Here is an 18,841-nt window from a genome sequence, read left to right as displayed (position 1 = left end):
CCTATAGTCGGCTTAACGACCTCGCAGACCAAGGAGAGCCTGCCGTGCTTGATGTTCAAAAAACTGAGACGCTCGATACCGCATCCGACCATGAGGTTATGGGATCAATTGTGCCGCAAGCCCCGCAACCAACTGAGGACGCAGTCACAGCACCCACTACAGATTACGCCACCTCGCTTGATGCCGCCCAGTGTCTGGCCAAGGATATCCGCCGCCTGATGGACGGCGTGGAAAACACCGCCCTCAAAGGCGACGTGAAATCGCGCATCGAGAACCTTAACCGCTGGGCCAAGACCTATTGCGAAGGGCTCAATGCCGCCCGCAAAATCGGCAACCGCGGCCTGAGCGGTCTTTATGAGGCGCAAAAAGAAATCTCCCTGGCCCTCGAAGAATATCTGCGTCTCGACGACGAAGGCGGTCAGCCGTCGACCGACGATGATGCCCGCAAAACCGATGAGCTCAGACATGCCCTTAAACGGATCAACAGGCTCATCCCCGCCATTGAAAATTCTTTTGGACAGCCCACCGAGCTAAGCCCCGCAACCGGCATTGCCTCGGCCATCAAGCCGTCCTGAAACCCACATAACAAAAAAGGAGACACCCATGACTGCCTATAATGCGACCCGTTATATCCCCCCTGCGCATCCTGTGGTGCAGCCTTATGCCGGTGGATATGACGCGGTTGAGGTTCGACCCGAACCGCTGTTCGAAGACCTTTATGATGTCCATGACGACTTTAACGATATTGCGCTCTATGTGACGCGCGCGGAGGGTTATCGCGATGAATAAGAATCTGGTTATTGCCTCCCTCATTGGCCTGCTGGTCATCGTGGCCGCGGCCGTATTCATGAACATGCCCGACAATCGCACCGCCGGAGAGCGGGTCGGTGATGCGGTCGATACCCTGCCGCAAGGGGTGGATAAGGCCGCTGAACAGCTTGAGGATCGCACCCCGGCTGAGCGTCTGGGCGACAACATCAAAGAAGGCGCTGAGACCACCGAACAAAAGGCTGAAAATGCCACGGACGGCAATCCCGCAACTTAAAGAGTAAACCTCATGAAACCCTTATTCCTGTGGCTATTAGGCATCCCGATCCCGGTTATTATTCTGCTGTTTGTGTTCGGCGTATTTTAACCCCAGCCATTCAGGTTTGCGATTGCGCTCAGTCCCCGTCCGCGTCCAAAACCTGATCCGAGAGGGAGCAAGTTCACCGCTTGCTCCCTCTTTTTCCGCTTAAATCTTATCGCGTGATCACTGTCTTTGTTTGACCTTGGTGGCGTTGTATTGGTAATGACATCCTATGAAAAGTGATCACACGCCCCCGTCGAAAGTCAGTGAAAATGGCCCATCGACGAGCCATGCCTCCGGTACGGCGTCACTGGACGGGCAGTCTCACGATGAAATCCGTGAGCATCTGCACCGGCAGATGTTGTCGGCGGTGTCTCATGACCTTAAGACGCCTCTGTCCACCGTCATCGGATCGCTGGAAGTGATCAACCTGATGGGGGCGCGCCTGTCGGAAGATAAGCGCAAAACCCTGATCGGGTCGGCCCTGACCGAAGCTTACCGGCTGGATAACTTCATCACCAATATTCTCGATATGGCCAAGTTTGAAGCGGAGGCCGTCAGGCCGCGCCCGCAGCCGGTCGGCCTTAATCAGCTCATTCAGGACGCCCTGACGCGGCTGGGGCCGCTCAAGGCCCGCGGACGGATCGAGGTCATTCGCGGCGCCGGTGATGATGGTTTTGTCAGCGATCCTATGCTGTCAGCGCGTGCCATTGGCCTTGTGATCGAAAACGCTTTAAAACACGGCGGCAGCCGTGGCCCCGACGGTGCCGAAGCGCCGGTCATCGAGATCAGTCCGGGCTTTGAAGAGGGCCACCCGTGCGTACGCATCCGCGATCATGGCGCGGGCATACCCGCCGATAAGCAGACCCTGATCTTTGATAAATATACCCGCCTCAGTAAGGCCGACCAGCAAAATGCGGGCACAGGTCTGGGGCTTACCCTGTGCCGCCATATCATGACGCTGATGGGCGGGCAGGTGTCGGTCAGCAACCATGAGGATGGCGGCGCCGTATTCAAGCTGTGCTGGCCAAAGTAATCCTTTAAACTCAAGGCATAAAAAAAACCGGCCCTCCCAGGCCGGTTTTTGTCGCTTAAAATAGTGTAGCTTTAGAGCGGCGGATTGGCGTTGCGCCCGGTCACCATACGGTAAATCAGGCCCACGACAAAAAGCACCACAAAGATAACCGCGATGAATTTGGCAATATCGGCAAATGTACCGGCCAGACCACCGAAGCCAAAGAACGCGGCCACGACCGCCAGAATAAAGAACGTGATAATCCAGTTGAGCATGATATTCCTCCTTTAGCGCATCTTCCGCATGATGGGGACGAAAACGCGTAATTCAGTGTAAACGGCTTAACCGTAGCGCGTGCGGCGATGCCTCAGTACCCAAACTAGATTTCCGCCGATAAAGAAACAAAACCTAGTTTCAATCTGAATATAAGTAAGCGGTAAGATATGAAAAACCCCCTCGGCACAGGCCAAGGGGGTTGTTAGACATAGGGGTAAGATTTCGCTTACATCACCAGATCCATGCGGTAGCCGATACCGGACTCTGAGACGATCGATTTGCCGAGACCCGGCACGGTCTCCAGCTTTTCACGTACCTGACCGATATAGACGCGCAGATATTGCGTATCATCAAGGTGGGCCGGGCCCCAGACTTCTTTCAGGATTTGCTTGTGGGTCAGCATCCGCCCGCGATTGACCAGGAAGTAACGTAGCAGGTCATATTCCTTGGGTGTAAAGGCCACGCGCTCATCACTGATGAAAACTTCGTGGCGCACCAGATCCATGCGGATCGGGCCGTGGGAAATGTCAGGCTCACCGACTTCTTTCACCGCCCACTTGCGCAGGTTGGCATTGATGCGCGCCAGCAGCACTTCGGCTGAGAACGGCTTGGTGACATAATCGTCCGCGCCCATATTTAATGCCGGGGCGGCATCAAGATCTTCGGAACGAGCTGTCAAAACCACGATCGGCACATTCGACCATTCTCGGATCTGGGTGATAACGTCCTTACCGTCCATATCCGGCAGACCCAGATCGAGCAAGATCAGGTCGGGGCGCACCGAAGCGCTCATCCGCAGGGCCTGCTTGCCGGTCTCACATTCACAAACCTTGAAATCCGCCACATCCAGAAAGATGTTGAGCATTTTGCGGATTTCTTCCTCATCATCCACGATAAGGATGGTGTTTTTCTTCTCTAACATGGACATGACCTGTCTTAGTGGGTTGTGAGGCTGCGGGACAAATTTACCGTTTCTGAACGGAGTTTACGACCGCGTTTATGTATTTAGAACTACGCACCCAAAAATAAAATTTAAATGCGTCCATAAGGGTTTACAAAGCGGTTTCCGCTAAAGGCGCCTAAAGGCGAACAAAACGCGGACCGATCAGGATAATCGCCGCCCCGATCAAGCAAATACCGGCTCCGACGAAATCCGTCATAAGGGGGCGTACACCCTCAATCCGCCAAAGCCAGATCAGCGAGGCGGCAATATAGACCCCGCCGTAAGCCGCATATGACCGGCCAGCATTATCCGCCTCAATCAGGGTCAGAAGATAAGCAAACAGAGCCAGCGACGCCATGCCGGGGATCAGCCACAGCGGCGACTTATCCAGCCTGAGCCACGCCCAGAAACTGAAACATCCGGCGATTTCGGCTAGTGCCGCCGCCCCATAGATCAGAAACCCTTTCACGCCAGATGGGTCTTGAAAAAGGCCAAGGTGCGGGCAAACGACTGCTCGGCGATTTCGGCCTTATAGACTTCCGGGCGGGTCTTATTGAAAAAGGCATGGTCAGCCTCATAGCTAAACAGTTCCGGCGGATTGCCGGCACCCACCATAGCGATCTGAATGTCGGACACCACCTGCGGCGTGACCCAATCGTCCTGGCTGCCGAAATGGCCCTGAAACGGGATCTTAATATCCTTGGGGTCGGCAAATTCCTTGGGGGGCACACCGTAATAGCAGACCGCCGCCGCAAACCCATCAAGCCTTGCTGCCGCCGCGATGGTCAGGGCCCCGCCCATGCAAAACCCCATAATGCCAATTTTGCCGCCTTGAGTTTTCAGGTAATCGCGGGTGGCGACAATGTCCTGATGGACCGCGCCCGGAAAATCGAGGGTGTTCATCATGTGGCTGGCTTCATCGGGATCACCGGTGACACGGCCATGATAAAGATCGGGGGCAATGGCGTTAAATCCGCCCTCACTCGCCATACGGTCAACGATCCATTTGATGTGGTCGTTCAGGCCCCACCATTCCTGCAGCACGATGACGCTCGGTTTTGCCGGATCAAGGTCGGATACATAGGCCTGAAATGTGCCGCCATCGGGTCGGGTAAGGTCAATAAGCTGTCCCATAAAAACGCTCCTGCGAACATGATAACGTAAGGGGTACGCCGGTTACGCGTTATGGATCAAGGTGTTTTTGCAATTGATTTGCGCGCATTTTTGATCAAAAGTGCGCAAAATCATAATCACAGATCAGGCGGAAACCCTATGCGATTTTCAAGGCTATTGAGCACGACTCTCGTATTTTTGGCCTGCGCAAATGTCGCTGACGCCGCAGACACCGTGCTGTTCGATACGCAAATCCGGCCTGCGGTTATTCACGATAAGGATATACCGCTCACCCATGCCGCAGAGCTTTTGGGCCGCGACCTTGAGGGCCTGACCGGCACGGCCCCGAAACTGTCCGGTGACCTAAAAGCGTGCGGCACGGTCTGTATCGTCATCACGACCCTCGACAGCCCGCTGTCAAAGCGGCTGGTCAAACAGGGTACTATCGACCTGTCGGCCTTGAGCGGCCAATGGGAGCGCTATGGCCGGGCGGTTATCACCACGCCTGATCAGACCATTGTGCTGATTTCCGGCTCAGATACCCGCGGCGCGGTCTGGGGCGTCATGGATCTGACGCGGGAACTGGGCGTATCACCGTGGGAATGGTGGGCCGATGTCACCCCACGCCGGGTCGATCGTCTGACGCTTAAGTCAGGCAGTATTTTGTCCGACGCGCCGACCGTCAAATATCGTGGTATATTCCTGAATGACGAGGACTGGGGCCTGCAACCGTGGGCCGCCAAGACCTTTGAGACCAACACCAAAGACATTGGCCCAAAAACCTACGCCAAAATCTTTGAGCTGATGTGGCGGCTAAAGGCCAATACGATCTGGCCGGCCATGCACGATTCCACAAAGCCGTTTTACCAGATCAAGGGTAACCCTGAAATGGCGCGCGACTATGCCATCGTGGTTGGCACCTCCCATGCCGAGCCGATGATGCGCAATAATGTTCGTGAGTGGGATAAGGCAAAGAACGGCGATTTTAATTTCTTCACCAACCCTGAGCGCATGATCAGCTACTGGCGTGAGCGCGTGCAAGAGGTCAAGGGCTTTGAAAACATCTATTCGGTCGGCGTGCGCGGTGTGCACGACTCCGCGATGGAAGGGGCCGAAACGCCGGAACAGGCCCGTGATGCGGTGGCAGAAGTGATCGGCATTCAGCGTGATCTGCTGGCCCGCGCACAAAAGAAACCGGCCATCCAAATCCCACAGGCCCTGACGCTCTATAAAGAAGTTCTGGATGTCTATAAGGCCGGATTGAACGTGCCCGACGACATTACGCTCGTCTGGCCCGACGACAATTACGGCTATATCCACCAGTTAAGCACCCCCGATGAGGCCAAACGCTCCGGCGGTGCTGGAGTCTATTATCACATCTCCTATTGGGGGCGGCCGCACGATTATCTGTGGTTAGGCACAACCCATCCGGCCCTGATCCGTGAGCAGATGCAGCGCGCCCATGTCACGGGGGCCCACGATATCTGGATCGTCAATGTCGGGGATATCAAACCGGCGGAATATCTGACGCAGTATTTCCTCGATCTGGCCTTTGATGCCAAAGCGTTTGATGCCACCCCCCGCGATCACCTGATGGCCTGGAGTGCGCAACAATTCGGCGCAGATCAGGCCGCTGAGATTACCGATATCCTGACCGACTATTACGATCTGGCGTGGGAACGCCGCCCGGAATTTATGGGCTGGAGCCAGACCGAACCGACCACCCCAACCCGCCAATCCGACTATATCGGCAGCGACGGATCGGAGGCCCAGGCACGCATTGGCGCATATGCGGCCCTGACCGCCCGCAGCGAGGCCGTTGCTGCCAAACTGCCGGAAGATCGACAGCCTGCGTTTTTTGAACTGGCGCTCTATCCGGTCAGGTCAGCGGCCAACCTCAATGCCCGCATCCTGAAACTTGATCTGGCAGCCTTTTATGCCCGTCAGAGCCGCGCCACCGTCGCCAATAGTCTAAGCGCCGAGGCCAGGGCCGCCCATGACGGCATTGTTGCCGATGCCGAAACCTACAACACCCAGCTTGGCGGCAAATGGCGGCATATGATGGATATGGCCCCGCGCCGCTTGCCGGTGTTCAACGCTCCGGCGTTTCCGGTCTATGCAGCGGCTAATCCGACCACGGATAAACCTTTACCCAAGCCCGTCGCACCAGTTGCGATCACCTATAACACTGAGGTGGCCAAGGTGGTGACCATACCCGCTGCCTTTACCACGTCACCCGATTGGCAAATCGTGCCCGGACTGGGGTCTTTGGGCCAGAGCCTTCGGGCGCGGCTTGATCTGAAACCACAAGGATTTACGACCGCAACACCCGCCACCTATCGCTTTGACACCCGCACAGATGGCACCGCGACGCTCAAAATCATAGCGCTGCCTGTCCATGCCCTGACCTCACAATCGGGCGTGAAGGTGGCCGTCAGTATCGATGATCAGCCGCCGGTCATCCTTGATTTTGAAACCGTCGGCCGCAGCGATGAATGGAAACAGAATGTGCTGTCTAACAATGCGGTGCGCGAACTGACCGGCCTGAAACTTAAACCGGGCCGCCATACCCTTAAACTGTACGCGCTCGATCCCGGTGTGATCATTGATCGCTTTGAGGTGCGCTTTGATGGCGCCAGGGCCCGATATGGCGCGGTAAAATAATTTAATTCGGCTTGCCGGTTTAAATGCGTCATCCATCGGCTTAAATGCACAGTATCAGTTCATAGGAGCCACCCCATGCAATATCGTCAACTTGGCCGTTCAGGTCTTAAGGTTCCTGTTTTAAGCTTCGGCACCGGCACGTTCGGAGGCAAGGGCGACATGTTCGCCAAATGGGGCGCTACCGATGTGTCCGAAGCGTCGCGCCTGATTGATGTCTGCCTCGATCACGGCCTCAATTTCTTTGACACCGCCGATGTCTATTCGGCGGGCGCGTCCGAAGAGATCTTAGGCGCTGCCCTCAAAGGCCGCCGCGATCAGGCGCTGATCTCGACCAAGGCGACCTTTACCACCGGCAGCGGGCCCAACGACAAAGGCTCATCGCGTTACCATATTGTGCGCGCCGCCGAAGCCAGCCTGAAACGGCTCGGCACCGATCATATCGATGTTTATTTCATGCACGGCTACGATGCCCTGACCCCGCCCGAAGAAATGCTGTCGGCGCTCGATACCCTGATCACGTCGGGCAAGGTCGGCTATATCGGCGCGTCGAACTATTCCGGCTGGCACCTGATGAAGTCGCTGGCTACCGCCGACCGCTATGGCCTGAGCCGATTTGTCGCCTATCAGGGCTATTATTCCCTGATCGGGCGCGACTATGAGTGGGAGCTGATGCCGCTGGCCCAGGATCAGGGCGTGGGCACTATGGTGTGGTCACCTTTGGGTTGGGGGCGTTTAACCGGCAAGATCCGCCGCGGCGTTCAAGCCAGCGAGGGCCGCATTGCTCAAGGCGGCGATACTGGCGGGCCAGCGGTCGATGACGAATATCTCTATGATGTCGTCGATATCCTGACCGAGATTGCCGCTGAGGTCGAGAAGACCGTGCCACAAGTGGCGCTCAACTGGCTGCTGCAACGCCCGACCGTGGCCAATATCGTCGTCGGCGCCCGCAATGAAGCGCAACTGACGCAGAATTTAGGCGCTCTTGGCTGGGATCTGACATCGGATCAGGTCGCACGTCTGGATGCTGTGTCTGCGCGTCCCAAGCCCTATCCCTACTGGCACCAGATGGACTTTGACGAACGCAACCCAAAGCCGGTAAAGTGGTGATCTGAGGTTCAACAGGGGATACACATAATGCGGCAACTGCCCCTGATTCTGCTGCTTATGGGCAGTTCTGCGTTGGCCCAGACCCCGACTGTGGTTATTGAGGTCAACCGATCGTCCGCAAATCCAATCGACACCCTACGCCAAAAAACCGACGATGTGGCGGGGGCGACCGAGTTTCTGAGTGCTGCCGACTGGGCTGACCGGCGGGCCATTACGCTCAAGGACATGGTCGATTTCACGCCGGGGATTGTTGCCCAAGCGCGCAACGGCGCGGAATCCATGCGGCTGTCTGTGCGCGGATCAGGGCTGACGCGAACCTTTCAGGGACGCGGGATTTTGCTGCTTCAGGACGGTGTGCCGATCAATACGGCGGATGGCAGTTTTGAGTTCAACACCATCGATCCCTGGCTGATCTCAAATATGCAGATCTTGAAAGGGGCCAACGCACTTGAGCAGGGGGCCACCCAGCTTGGCGGCTCGATCAATATGATTACCCCCACGGGCCGTGATAACGGTTACGGCGTGCGGTTAGAGGGCGGGCCGGACGGCCATCAGCATCATCTTATCCGATACGGTTTTGCGGATGGTGCCGTTGACGGCTTCATAGCCGCCACTTGGCTGGCGCAGGACGGCTATCGCCGCAACAACGGCCAAGAATCTACGCGGATCACCGCCAATTTCGGCTGGCAGACCACCGATCAGTTTGAGCAGCGCCTGTTCCTGACCCTGAGCCACGCCGAGGCGCAGATCCCCGGCACGCTGAATTTGGCTGAAATCGCCGCCGACCCTCGCCGCGCCAATCCGGCCAATGTGGCAGGGCGTTTCCGGCGCGATGTCGATCTGGGGCGGGTAGCGTACCGCGGCACCTACACTGACGGTCTGTCGGAATGGCAGGGCGTACTCTACGCCAGCTACCGTGACCTCGATACGCCAGTGACCGTGGCGATCCAGAGCCAGTCGCGCGAGACAGGGGTGCGCCTTAAATACGGTTACGGCCTGCGCCCTAATCGCTTTACAGCGGGGCTGAATGTCTATTATGGCCTTGAAAAAGAAAAGCGTTTCGTCAATTCGGGCGGGGTAGCGACCACGTCTATTGTCCGGCGCGACCTTGAGGCCCTGACGACTGAGGCCTATGCGCAATATGAACACCTGATTGCCCCGCACACCACCGCTATTGCCGGACTGCAGGCAGCGTCGGTTCAGCGCAACATTGCGCAGCATTTTCCCACAACTGAACAGCGCGACCATGATTTCAACGGCCTCAGCCCGCGGCTTGGGTTGCGCTATGAAGGCGAAGCGGTGACCATATTCGGCAGTCTCAGCCGGTCCTATGAGCCACCGACTTTGAGCGAATTGTCCGGCGGCAACGGGCCTGGGTTCAATAGTTTAGACGACCAGAGCGCTACCACGCTTGAGGTCGGCGCACGCGGAAAGCTGAACGATATCCGCTGGCAAGCCGCCGTCTATAACAGTGAAATCGACGGCGAATACATCATTCTGCGTCAGCCGGACGGCTCCTCCGAGGCCGTCAATGCCAACCGCACCCGCCATTCCGGCATCGAACTGGGTGCCGGCGGACGGTTGAGCGAGAAAGTGTCGTTTAACGCAGCTTACACCTATAGCCGCTTCCGGTTCCGCAATGATCCGGTTTACGGCGATAATGTCCTGCCGGGCGCACCTGAGCATTACCTGCGCGCCGAGCTGGGCTATGATATCGGCCCTGTGACGGTGACGCCTAACGTCGAATGGCCGCCGCAGGGTTATCCGGTTGATATGGCAAACAGCTTAAAAACTGAGGGCTATACGGTGTGGGGTTTGCGCGCCAACTGGAAGCCTGTGAATGCCGACTGGTCGGTCTATGCCGACCTCCGCAACCTGACCGATGAGACCTATGTGACCACCACCAATGTCATCGCCAATGCCTTTGGAAATGATGGTCGTCATTTCTACCCCGGCGAAGGCCGCGCCCTTTATGTGGGTATCAGCTATAAATCGCGCTGAGCACAAAGGCCGAGGTCGAGACCACGATCAGCGACAATATGAAGCCCATGCGGATATAGTCCGTGAACTGATAACCACCCGGCCCCATGACCAGCAGATTGTTTTGGTGACCAATCGGCGTCAGGAAGTCCGATGATGTGCCGACCAGCACGGCCAGCAGCATGGCATCGGGCGACACGCCCAAAATCCCCGCCAACTGGATGGCGAGCGGCCCCATGATCACGGCGGTCGCGACATTGTTGAGCAGGATCGACAGCAGCAAGGTCAAGGCGCACATAGCCGCCAGACACCCCACCAGCGGCAGACCGGTCAGGACTCCGCCAATGGTCTCCGCCACAATACTGGCCGCGCCACTGGCTTGAAAACTGCCGCCGACCGGGATCATGGCGGCCAGCAGTACAATGATGCTCCAGTCGATTGACTTATAGGTTTCCCGCGCCGGAATAAGCCGTGCTGCGGCAATAACAATAGCGGCACCCAGAAAGCTGATCGACGGAGGCACATCGGCAAAGACGATGGCCAGAATGGCCGTCACGAATATACCGACCGTCCAAGCCGCCGTGCGTAAATTGACCGGCACCGGATCATTGCGGTCGATTTCCAGCAGTCGCTCCCGCGCGCCGAACGCGGCAATCGCCTCAGATCGGCCGGTGATGTAAAGCTGATCGCCAGTTTGAATGGTCAGTTGCGATAAGGGTTTGCGCATCACCGCTGCCTTGGGGCCCACCGCAGTCACCCGCAAATCTCCGTCCGATCTTTGGCGGATGGTATCGTGCCATTCCCCGATCAGGGGGGAGCCATGGGCCACCACCATGCGGGCGGTGACGTGATCAGGATCACTGAGCGCCGGGGCGACTTTGAAACTTATCTTGTCTTCGATCAGTGAGCGGCCTGAGCGCGACAACAGCAGCAGTTTATCAAGACGTTTCAGTTTATTATCCGACGGCCATTCCAGCACTTTTTCGCGCCGGATAAAGGCCAGCAATCGTGAGGTCGTGCCGCGCAATTCGGCCACGATTTCCTTACGCGTGCGGGTAAGACCTTCGGTCAGTTGCAGTTCCAGCACCCGCCATGGGGTATCATTGGCACGGCCCGCGCCTTTGCGCACCGGCAACAGCCGCCAGCCGACAAGGCCCAGATACACAACCCCAATCACAGTGACGATGATCCCAACCGGGGCCATAGTGAAAAACCCAAACCCTTGGCCCAAACGGTCTTCGCGCACTGACGACAGGATCATATTGGCCGGTGTTCCGATCAAAGTCGTCATGCCACCCAAAATGGTCGCAAACGACAACGGCATCAGGGTAGACCCGACCGGACGCTTATTCTGGCGGGCAATCTCTGCCGCCAGCGGCATGGTGATAACGAGCGCCGCGATATTGTTCATAAAGGCCGATAACAGCGCGCCGCCACCCATCAGCAGGATCAGTTGCAGGCTGAACGGGGCCTTGGGTGGAATTAAAACCCGCGCCAGTTTCGACGCCACGCCGGTCATTTCAAGGGCCCGACCGACCACCAGCACAGACGCCACCGCAATGACCGCCGGATCGGCAAACCCCCGCAAAGCCTCATCTGGCGACACCAGCCCGGTCAGCAAACAGGCCATCAGCGCAATCAGGGCGACCAGATCATGGCGCACTTTTTCCGACACAAATAGCGCCAGCGCCATAACCAGAATGGCCGAACTTAGGATCGGCGCAGATATGTAATCGGTCAGGGTCACTATAATCAGGCCTGAGCCGTCTCATGGGAATGGGTTCGCGCGATTTCTACGATCACATCACCGGCCTGCAACGCATGGGTCTCAGCCTCCCAGTAGCCGTAGATTTTACCGTGCCGACAAATGCGCACCCCCTTACCGGTGGTCAGCGCGTCCAGCGATTTACCGACTTCTTTGGCGGTGATTTCGCGCTCCCTCAGCACAACCTTGCCATCGGCAGACGCCAGATCGGTGATGTATTCGACCACATGCCGGCCTTCGGACGCGCGCGCCAGCAAATGCCCGCCCATGCTAACCGGATTGATGACGTTGCCGGCACCTGCCTGACGCATCAGGTCTTCGTTTTCCGCGGCACGCACCGCCGCACTGATTGAGACGTGCGGGTTCATCTGGCGCGCACTCAGCACGATCAAAACCGTCGAATCGTCGCGGTGCGTGGAGATGATGACCGCCCGCGCGGTTTTGATGCAGGCGGCGTCCTGAACGGCATTCATGGTGGCGTCGCCTTCGATGCCGGTCACACCCCGTTCGGTCGCCGCCTCAATGCGGGCGGGACTTTGATCGACGACCACGATCTCCTGCGGTTTCACCCCTTGGCGCAGCAATTCGGTGACCGCCGCTTCGCCGGTCGCGCCATAACCATAGACGATGATGTGATTGTTCAGCCCCTGACGGATCATGCGCGTTCGCAACCGCTCCCATGTACTTTTAAGCACCAGAGTATAGGCCGTGCCGAAGAAAATAATCCATATGAAAAGCCGGATCGGGGTGACCACAAAGGTATCAAACATCCGTGCGCGATCCGTGACCGGCACGATATCGCCGTAGCCGACCGTGGTCACCGTAATAGCGGTGAAATAGACCACATCGGAAAAGGAGACCTCACCGTCGATATTGTCGCGCAAGCCGTCGCGGTCGAACCAGTGACCGGCCATAGCGATCCCCAAAAGACCGATAACCAGCACGGCCCGCAGCCATAGCGACTGCCAGACATTTAAGCCGCCCTTGCGCTTCAGCACTACCGGCGACGACGGTTTAGGCGCAAAGTGCATGGGCGCTTGCCTTTCCCGGATAAAGGATAATCATCTTCGGCCTCCCTTAGAGCACGTCCCTATTGGATCGGAACTGTGCTCTAAGCCGCACCTGACTACAGGGTCTTTCGATAAAATATCTATAATCGGTTTCGAGCGCGATGCCAGAGCCGATAACCCAAGCCGAATTGACACAGGCATTTATATCTAATAATCATGATATATGGATAAAATGCAATCTCTCAACGCCTTCAGCGCCTTAAGTCAGGAAACCCGGCTCGATGCCGTGCGCCTGCTGATCACAGCCGGAACCGATGGCATGGCGGCCGGTGAAATCAGTGACGCTCTGGGCGTTAAGCAAAATACGATGTCGGCGAATCTGTCTGTGCTGGCCCATGCCGGACTGATCCGGTTCGTGCGCGAAGGCCGCAGCATCCGCTATTTTGCTGACTATGATGGCCTCAAGGGGCTTTTGGGGTTTCTGATGCAGGATTGCTGCGGTGGCCATAAGGATCTGTGCCAGCCGTTTATTGATCAGGTCATGTGCGGGTGCTGACGGTATGACCTATGCCTTGGGACGCAGGGTGTTGGCCGAAGGAATCGGGACGGCGCTGCTGCTGGCCACTGTCGTGGGCTCAGGTATCATGGCCGAACGTCTGTCGGGCGGCAATATCGCCTTGGCTTTGCTTGGCAACGCACTGGCCACCGGGTCAATGCTGATCGTGCTGATCACTGTGTTTGGCCCCATCTCCGGCGCCCATTTCAATCCGGCCGTGACCCTGATCTTTGCCATCAGGCGCGACATTTCGCCCCCCCATTCGATAGCCTATGTCGGCGCGCAAGGCATGGGCGCCATGTCAGGAGTGTGGCTGGCCCACGCCATGTTTGATGAGCCCCTGCTTCAGGTTTCGCACCACATCCGCACAGGGCCGTCACAATGGCTGTCGGAAGGGATTGCGACCTTTGGCCTTGTCTTCGTCATACTGGCGACGCTCAGAGCCAGAGCCGATTTCATTGCCGTGGCCGTTGGCCTCTATATCACCGCCGCCTACTGGTTCACGGCGTCGACCTCATTCGCCAACCCTGCCGTGACTCTGGCCCGCAGCCTGTCCGATAGCTTTGCCGGTATCCGCCCTGTGGATGCCCCAGCCTTCATCGCGGCGCAGATCGCCGGGGCGCTTATGGCCTATGCGGTCTGTGCGTGGCTTCTCAAACCCGAAACGGAGCACACAGCCCCATGACGATTACAATATGACGATTACGATTTACCACAACCCCGACTGCGGCACGTCGCGCAACGTGCTAGCCATCCTTGAAACGGCGGGTTACGCACCCACCGTCGTTGAGTATCTTAAGGCGGGTTGGCAACGCGATCAGCTTATGGGTCTGCTGGCCGATGCGGGCCTGACACCGCGCACGGCGTTGCGGGAAAGCAAATCACCGGCAAAGGAGCTGGGGCTGCTTGATCCTGCTATAAGCGACGACACCCTGCTGGAGGCGATGCTGGAACATCCCATACTGGTCAACCGTCCGATTGTGGTCACGGACAAAGGCACAAAACTGTGCCGCCCCAGCGAGGCCGTCCTTGATCTAATCGATAAATTTCCGGCAGGGCCGTTCTATAAGGAAGACGGCGAGCTTCTGATTGATGCGGAGGGTAACCGTGTCGCCTGACCCAAAAACCGGCCACAAAAAACCCCGCACAATGGCGGGGTTGTTTTGGTGGAGCTTAGCGGGGTCGAACCGCTGACCTCTTGCATGCCATGCAAGCGCTCTACCAACTGAGCTAAAGCCCCATTATCAAAAATGGTCTCAGGCCGCGTGTCGCGTCCGAGGCGGCGACTTCTAGTGCAGGCCAATTTGGAGCGCAAGCCCTTTTTCAAACTTTTCCAACTTTTTCACAGTCAAATACCTGCGCCCAAAGAAAAGGCCGCACCCTTTGCGGGATGCGGCCCAAACTTAAAGTAAGCGTGTTTAGATGTCGTCGTCTTTTTCCGGACCGATGCCGTCGATATCTTCATCGAAGGTGTCGTCATCCTCGTCTTCGAGGAACGGCACATCATCATCGTCAGCATCGTCAACCAGATCGGCATCTTCGATGTCCATATCGACCGCATCAGGGGTAATGCGCGCCGGATCAGCGGGATCGAGGTCTTCGTCTTCGTCGATCAGCACCGGATCATCGGCAACCACTTCGTCGATTTCCGGCGTGATGATTTCGGGCTCTTCATCCTCATCCTCGTCATCAGCGGCCTTACCCTTGACCTGATCTTCGGATTCTTCTTCAGTATCCTCATAGTCGGTCGGTGTGGCACGCGTGCGCACGCGACGAACCTTGATCGCTTCTTCGGGGTCGAATTCATGGGCGCACTTAGGGCAGTGGGCCGGGCGTTTTTGCAGATCGTAGAATTTTGCCGTGCAATTCGGGCAAATCTGTTTGGTACCTAAGGCGGGATCAGCCACGAGACGTCCTTCTTTAGAATGTGCGCTTAAAAACCCTTTGAAACGCTTCGTCAGGATTTCAGCTTTTTTGTTTGCGGCCCACGGTCATCCGGGCACACAGAAATTTTTGAGTCTTGGCCCATGCCACTAGAGAGGCCGTCTGTCAAAGGCTTAAATATGCCCCGCCCCTAAAATTTATCGTGTTTTTGCGCCGAAAGCGTGCGGGTTAACGCAAAGCCGCCTGATGCCGCGTCGTTAAATGCCCGCAAATGATGATTGTGCATTGGCCATTATTTGCTACTAAGCCCCATGACCTCTGATCAAATGCCCAATTCTGCCGCCGTACGGCTCACCCCGCCTCAGCATAAACTCGCAGGCTCGATCGCCTTGCCGGGATCAAAGTCGATCACCAACCGGGTGCTGCTGATCGCGGCTCTGGCCAGCGGCAAAAGCCACATCAGCGGCGCGCTCAAAAGCGATGACACGACCTATATGGCGCGCGCCCTCAGACAACTTGGTGTGACGGTTGAGGATGCGGGCGAGACCGATTTTGTGATCGACAGTTCGGGTGAGCTTACGCCGTCATCTGAGCCGTTATTTCTGGGCAATGCCGGCACGGCTGTGCGGTTTTTGACGGCGGCCGCCGCCAATATCACCGGAACGACCGTCCTCACCGGCGATGAGCATATGCAAAAGCGCCCGATCGCCCCTCTGGTTCAGGCCCTGAATGAGGCCGGTGTGACGGCCGTAGCCCCGACCGGCTGCCCGCCGGTGACGGTCACCAGCGATGGCGGTTTTGCCAATCGCGCTATTGAGGTCGATGCCAGCCTTTCCAGCCAATATGTCTCTGCCCTGATGATGGCCGGGGTTAAGGGTGACACCCCGTTCAGCCTTAAGGTCAAGGACGGCGATATCGGCGCGCGCGGCTATATCGACATTACCTTAGAATGTATGAAGGCGTTCGGTGCCGAAATAGAACAGACAGGCCCGTTAAGCTGGGACATCGCCAATCGTCCCTACTCCGCCCGCGACTACTGGGTCGAACCGGACGCCAGCGCCGCCACATATATCTGGGGCATCAATGCGCTGCTGGGTACCGACATCGACATCGGTATCGCCCCCGGCGACATGATGCAGCCCGACGCCAAGGCTTATGATTTTATCGCGCAGTTTCCGAACCTGCCCGCCGTCATTGACGGCAGCCAGATGCAGGACGCCATCCCGACGATCGCTGTACTGGCAGCGTTCAATAATCATCCGGTCAGGTTTGTGGGCATTGCCAACCTGCGCGTCAAGGAATGTGACCGCATCAATGCGGTCGCGACCGAACTGAACCGTATCCAGCCGGGTCTGGCCGAAGAAATTGGCGACGATTTGCTGATTACACCCGACCGCACCCTGATCGGTAAAACGATAGAGGCCGATATTCACACCTATCATGACCACCGTATCGCTATGGCGTTCTCACAAGCCGCGTTAGTGATCGAGGGCCTGCGTATTCTCGACCCCGCCTGCACCGCCAAGACCTATCCCGGCTACTGGCGCGACCTGAATAGCGTGGGCGTTGAAATGGCGTTTGAGTAGCCGGCTAAAACAGGGCCTGACTGTGTTTGACTATAGCGTCTAAATTCTTGATCAATACATCAAATCCGGTCTCATTGGCGTCAAAAATATCTTTTTCACCTTTGAGTGTACCTCTAATGTTATAGGCGTTTTCTTCGAAATAGTCTTCAGCGAAGGTGTCAACCACACCCTTTTTAAAAGGGCTTGCATGGCGCTGGGTAATATATTCCTCCAGCATTTTAGTTGATCTCATAAAGCCCGAGACTTTGGACGTTTTAAGCAAGCTAATCATATTCGCAAACATAGCCGCCGCTACAGCAGTTTCTGTATATAAACATTTCTGATTGTAGGGCAGCCTGAAGTGTCCGGCCCGCGTAACCAACTTCCCAACATCCGCTCCAAATTTCTGGCTTAAAACAATCTTATCCAACTGAAGCCTTAGCGACGGTAATTGCTTAGGTATATTCGCGCTGTTGCTTTCATAAGCCTTTTCAAGCGTGTCAATTCGGTCAAGATAAATTTTGAGCTCTTTTCTGGCTTCAGTTATCTCATTAATCAGAGACAGAGCGGCTTTTATAGCTTCAGCCTTTCGCTTACGGTTTTGTCGAAACGGATAAGCCAGGACAAAGACCAGCATCACCGCTATGAGCACAGCCATAGCGCCAATTACCATATCCCATGTCAGCTCTATATCCATACGCCCCCCCGACGGCTACGACCTTTACTATTAGTTAACTCTTTTAAAAATGTAACCCTAATTTGTTACACGCCGCTTTTTCGCAAGTCCGGCCGCGTATAGGCCTTGCTAAAAATCCATTCCGGTTTAATCGGTAATTCCGTTCATTGATCTCAGCAGAGTAGCTGTTGGTATGGTGTTTGAAATATGAGGAACTTAAGGCTTCCTGGCCATGACGAGGTACTTAGTTATTTCGACGCCTTAATCGACGGTTCTAAAACACCGGAAGATGTATCGACTTGGGCAAAAGCCTACTTTCCCAATGATGAAATCGATATTCCTGATAACGCTTGGCATATATGGGAAGCTTTAGATTATTTATACGGGTGCGACTTACAGGCTTCTAAAAACGTGGCCTTACACAGTCGGGAAAACTTTATTGATGCGCGCGCTGAGTTTTTAGAAAAATCAAATTTAACAAATAACATGACCCAACCTCTTCTGATCGCGTTTGATGGCCCGGCGGCGTCCGGCAAAGGCACGCTGGCCTCGGTGATTGCTGCCGACTACGGCCTGCCGTTTCTGGACACCGGATTGCTGTACCGCGCGGTCGGTCATGTGGCGCGCGAGCGTGGCCTAGATCTGGAGGATACCCAGGCTCTGGGTGAGGCCGCTCAGTTCATCCACCCGACCCTGCTCGAAGACGATGCCTTGCGCGGGCGTGAGGCCGGTGAGTGGGCCAGCCGCGTCGCCGCCATCCCCGAAGTGCGCGCCGCCTTGAAACAGTTCCAGATCGATTTTGCCCATCAAACGTCCGGCGCCGTGCTGGATGGCCGCGATATCGGCACGGTCATCGCCCCCGACGCGACCGTTAAGCTGTTTGTGACCGCCGATCCTGAGACCCGCGCCAAACGCCGCTTCCTGCAACTGATCAAGGCTAATTCGGCGCTTACGTTTGAGGATGTCTTAAGCGATATCCGCATCCGCGATGAGCGTGACAGCTCGCGTTCCAGCGCCCCGCTGGAGATGGCGCGCGATGCGGTCTTGCTTGATACGACTAATTTAGATATAGAGGCGGCCATCGAAGCTGCGCGATCCATCGTGAAGGCCCGCCGTGGTGGCGTTTAAACGTCACCAAATTTACCCGGCGCTGCGCTTATAAGGATCACTACGGTCGCTCATTTCAGGGTCATTTTTGGCCTGCGGCTTCAAACTAAG

At 56.5% G+C, this 18,841-nt stretch carries 20 protein-coding genes, 1 tRNA gene and 1 pseudogene; 13 read left to right on the top strand and 9 right to left on the bottom strand.

Annotated features, from left to right (window positions below; genetic code table 11):
- The first annotated feature begins 44 nt into the window (after positions 1-44).
- The 4 genes from IE102_RS03730 (at position 45) to IE102_RS03715 (ending at position 2,105) form a co-directional block, all read left to right on the top strand.
- Positions 45-575 (top strand): hypothetical protein, encoded by a 531-nt coding sequence (locus tag IE102_RS03730; RefSeq protein WP_189485027.1) that lies wholly within the window; start codon positions 45-47, stop codon positions 573-575.
- Between the two features lie 28 nt (positions 576-603).
- Entirely contained in the window at positions 604-789 is a 186-nt protein-coding gene (locus IE102_RS03725) for a hypothetical protein (RefSeq protein WP_189485026.1), read from the top strand.
- The gene (locus IE102_RS03720) at positions 782-1,045 is read left to right on the top strand and encodes a hypothetical protein (RefSeq protein ID WP_189485025.1); all 264 of its coding nucleotides are present in this window, start codon (positions 782-784) and stop codon (positions 1,043-1,045) included. The genes IE102_RS03725 and IE102_RS03720 overlap by 8 nt, the downstream gene beginning before the upstream one ends.
- Before the next feature lie 256 nt (positions 1,046-1,301).
- Positions 1,302-2,105 (top strand): sensor histidine kinase, encoded by an 804-nt coding sequence (locus IE102_RS03715; RefSeq protein WP_189485024.1) that lies wholly within the window; start codon positions 1,302-1,304, stop codon positions 2,103-2,105.
- Between the two features lie 71 nt (positions 2,106-2,176).
- On the opposite strand, the gene IE102_RS03710 is transcribed toward IE102_RS03715, so the two are convergent.
- The 4 genes from IE102_RS03710 to IE102_RS03695 form a co-directional block, all read right to left on the bottom strand.
- Entirely contained in the window at positions 2,177-2,359 is a 183-nt protein-coding gene (locus IE102_RS03710; RefSeq protein WP_189485023.1) for a DUF1328 domain-containing protein, read from the bottom strand.
- Positions 2,360-2,586: 227 nt separating this feature from the next.
- Positions 2,587-3,288, bottom strand: a complete 702-nt coding sequence (locus IE102_RS03705) for a response regulator (protein ID WP_229807547.1) — start codon at positions 3,286-3,288, stop codon at positions 2,587-2,589.
- A 151-nt stretch (positions 3,289-3,439) separates the two neighbouring features.
- Entirely contained in the window at positions 3,440-3,772 is a 333-nt protein-coding gene (locus tag IE102_RS03700; protein ID WP_189485021.1) for a YnfA family protein, read from the bottom strand.
- Complete coding sequence (locus IE102_RS03695) at positions 3,769-4,437, bottom strand: dienelactone hydrolase family protein (RefSeq protein ID WP_189485020.1); 669 nt, start codon at positions 4,435-4,437, stop codon at positions 3,769-3,771. Before IE102_RS03695 ends, IE102_RS03700 begins: the two co-directional genes overlap by 4 nt.
- Before the next feature lie 156 nt (positions 4,438-4,593).
- On the opposite strand from IE102_RS03695, the gene IE102_RS03690 reads away from it, so the two are divergent.
- The 3 genes from IE102_RS03690 (at position 4,594) to IE102_RS03680 (ending at position 10,188) form a co-directional block, all read left to right on the top strand.
- Complete coding sequence (locus tag IE102_RS03690; protein ID WP_229807546.1) at positions 4,594-7,080, top strand: glycosyl hydrolase 115 family protein; 2,487 nt, start codon at positions 4,594-4,596, stop codon at positions 7,078-7,080.
- 75 nt (positions 7,081-7,155) lie between these two features.
- Positions 7,156-8,187, top strand: coding sequence for an aldo/keto reductase (locus tag IE102_RS03685; RefSeq protein ID WP_189485018.1), 1,032 nt, complete (start codon positions 7,156-7,158; stop codon positions 8,185-8,187).
- A gap of 27 nt (positions 8,188-8,214) precedes the next feature.
- Positions 8,215-10,188, top strand: a complete 1,974-nt coding sequence (locus tag IE102_RS03680; RefSeq protein WP_189485017.1) for a TonB-dependent receptor family protein — start codon at positions 8,215-8,217, stop codon at positions 10,186-10,188.
- On the opposite strand, the gene IE102_RS03675 is transcribed toward IE102_RS03680, so the two are convergent.
- Positions 10,169-11,914: an SLC13 family permease gene (locus tag IE102_RS03675; RefSeq protein WP_189485016.1), complete on the bottom strand. Its 1,746-nt coding sequence runs from the start codon at positions 11,912-11,914 to the stop codon at positions 10,169-10,171. The genes IE102_RS03680 and IE102_RS03675 overlap by 20 nt on opposite strands.
- 5 nt (positions 11,915-11,919) lie before the next feature.
- Entirely contained in the window at positions 11,920-12,963 is a 1,044-nt protein-coding gene (locus IE102_RS03670; RefSeq protein WP_189485015.1) for a potassium channel family protein, read from the bottom strand.
- Between the two features lie 202 nt (positions 12,964-13,165).
- On the opposite strand from IE102_RS03670, the gene IE102_RS03665 reads away from it, so the two are divergent.
- From IE102_RS03665 to arsC, 3 genes are read left to right on the top strand one after another with little or no spacing between them, the layout of a single operon-like run.
- Entirely contained in the window at positions 13,166-13,498 is a 333-nt protein-coding gene (locus tag IE102_RS03665; protein WP_189485014.1) for an ArsR/SmtB family transcription factor, read from the top strand.
- Positions 13,499-13,502: 4 nt separating this feature from the next.
- Complete coding sequence (locus IE102_RS03660) at positions 13,503-14,183, top strand: aquaporin (RefSeq protein ID WP_189485013.1); 681 nt, start codon at positions 13,503-13,505, stop codon at positions 14,181-14,183.
- 10 nt (positions 14,184-14,193) lie between these two features.
- Positions 14,194-14,616, top strand: coding sequence for an arsenate reductase (glutaredoxin) (gene arsC, locus IE102_RS03655; protein ID WP_189485012.1), 423 nt, complete (start codon positions 14,194-14,196; stop codon positions 14,614-14,616).
- Positions 14,617-14,662: 46 nt separating this feature from the next.
- Here the strand turns inward: arsC and IE102_RS03650 are convergent.
- Both IE102_RS03650 and IE102_RS03645 read right to left on the bottom strand, forming a co-directional pair.
- Positions 14,663-14,738 (bottom strand) — tRNA-Ala (locus IE102_RS03650).
- A 178-nt stretch (positions 14,739-14,916) separates the two neighbouring features.
- The gene (locus tag IE102_RS03645; RefSeq protein ID WP_189485011.1) at positions 14,917-15,405 is read right to left on the bottom strand and encodes a TIGR02300 family protein; all 489 of its coding nucleotides are present in this window, start codon (positions 15,403-15,405) and stop codon (positions 14,917-14,919) included.
- A 288-nt stretch (positions 15,406-15,693) separates the two neighbouring features.
- On the opposite strand from IE102_RS03645, the gene IE102_RS03640 reads away from it, so the two are divergent.
- Positions 15,694-16,968: a 3-phosphoshikimate 1-carboxyvinyltransferase gene (locus IE102_RS03640; protein ID WP_229807545.1), complete on the top strand. Its 1,275-nt coding sequence runs from the start codon at positions 15,694-15,696 to the stop codon at positions 16,966-16,968.
- A gap of 4 nt (positions 16,969-16,972) precedes the next feature.
- Here the strand turns inward: IE102_RS03640 and IE102_RS03635 are convergent, their stop codons facing one another.
- Positions 16,973-17,644, bottom strand: a complete 672-nt coding sequence (locus tag IE102_RS03635) for a hypothetical protein (protein ID WP_189485009.1) — start codon at positions 17,642-17,644, stop codon at positions 16,973-16,975.
- Positions 17,645-17,830: 186 nt separating this feature from the next.
- On the opposite strand from IE102_RS03635, the pseudogene IE102_RS18145 reads away from it, so the two are divergent.
- Positions 17,831-18,055, top strand: a pseudogene (locus IE102_RS18145) (YxzC family protein); the annotation flags it as partial.
- Between the two features lie 54 nt (positions 18,056-18,109).
- Positions 18,110-18,751 (top strand): (d)CMP kinase, encoded by a 642-nt coding sequence (gene cmk, locus IE102_RS03630; protein ID WP_189485008.1) that lies wholly within the window; start codon positions 18,110-18,112, stop codon positions 18,749-18,751.
- Positions 18,752-18,841 lie beyond the last annotated feature (90 nt).

Origin of the sequence: Asticcacaulis endophyticus, assembly GCF_014652575.1 — a bacterium.
GTDB classification, from domain to species: domain Bacteria; phylum Pseudomonadota; class Alphaproteobacteria; order Caulobacterales; family Caulobacteraceae; genus Asticcacaulis; species Asticcacaulis endophyticus.
Note: the sequence above shows the minus strand (reverse complement) of the source record. Positions and strands in the feature narration are given on the sequence as shown.

Bases quoted from the DNA above. Each gene is read 5' to 3' on its own strand.
- IE102_RS03725 (WP_189485026.1), top strand. From the start codon at position 604: ATGACTGCCTATAATGCGACCCGTTATATCCCCCCTGCGCATCCTGTG.
- IE102_RS03720 (WP_189485025.1), top strand. From the start codon at position 782: ATGAATAAGAATCTGGTTATTGCCTCCCTCATTGGCCTGCTGGTCATC.
- IE102_RS03715 (WP_189485024.1), top strand. From the start codon at position 1,302: ATGAAAAGTGATCACACGCCCCCGTCGAAAGTCAGTGAAAATGGCCCA.
- IE102_RS03710 (WP_189485023.1), bottom strand. From the start codon at position 2,359: ATGCTCAACTGGATTATCACGTTCTTTATTCTGGCGGTCGTGGCCGCG.
- IE102_RS03705 (WP_229807547.1), bottom strand. From the start codon at position 3,288: ATGTCCATGTTAGAGAAGAAAAACACCATCCTTATCGTGGATGATGAG.
- IE102_RS03695 (WP_189485020.1), bottom strand. From the start codon at position 4,437: ATGGGACAGCTTATTGACCTTACCCGACCCGATGGCGGCACATTTCAG.
- IE102_RS03685 (WP_189485018.1), top strand. From the start codon at position 7,156: ATGCAATATCGTCAACTTGGCCGTTCAGGTCTTAAGGTTCCTGTTTTA.
- IE102_RS03680 (WP_189485017.1), top strand. From the start codon at position 8,215: ATGCGGCAACTGCCCCTGATTCTGCTGCTTATGGGCAGTTCTGCGTTG.
- IE102_RS03670 (WP_189485015.1), bottom strand. From the start codon at position 12,963: ATGCACTTTGCGCCTAAACCGTCGTCGCCGGTAGTGCTGAAGCGCAAG.
- IE102_RS03665 (WP_189485014.1), top strand. From the start codon at position 13,166: ATGGATAAAATGCAATCTCTCAACGCCTTCAGCGCCTTAAGTCAGGAA.
- IE102_RS03660 (WP_189485013.1), top strand. From the start codon at position 13,503: ATGACCTATGCCTTGGGACGCAGGGTGTTGGCCGAAGGAATCGGGACG.
- arsC (WP_189485012.1), top strand. From the start codon at position 14,194: ATGACGATTACGATTTACCACAACCCCGACTGCGGCACGTCGCGCAAC.
- IE102_RS03640 (WP_229807545.1), top strand. From the start codon at position 15,694: ATGACCTCTGATCAAATGCCCAATTCTGCCGCCGTACGGCTCACCCCG.
- IE102_RS03635 (WP_189485009.1), bottom strand. From the start codon at position 17,644: ATGGATATAGAGCTGACATGGGATATGGTAATTGGCGCTATGGCTGTG.
- cmk (WP_189485008.1), top strand. From the start codon at position 18,110: ATGACCCAACCTCTTCTGATCGCGTTTGATGGCCCGGCGGCGTCCGGC.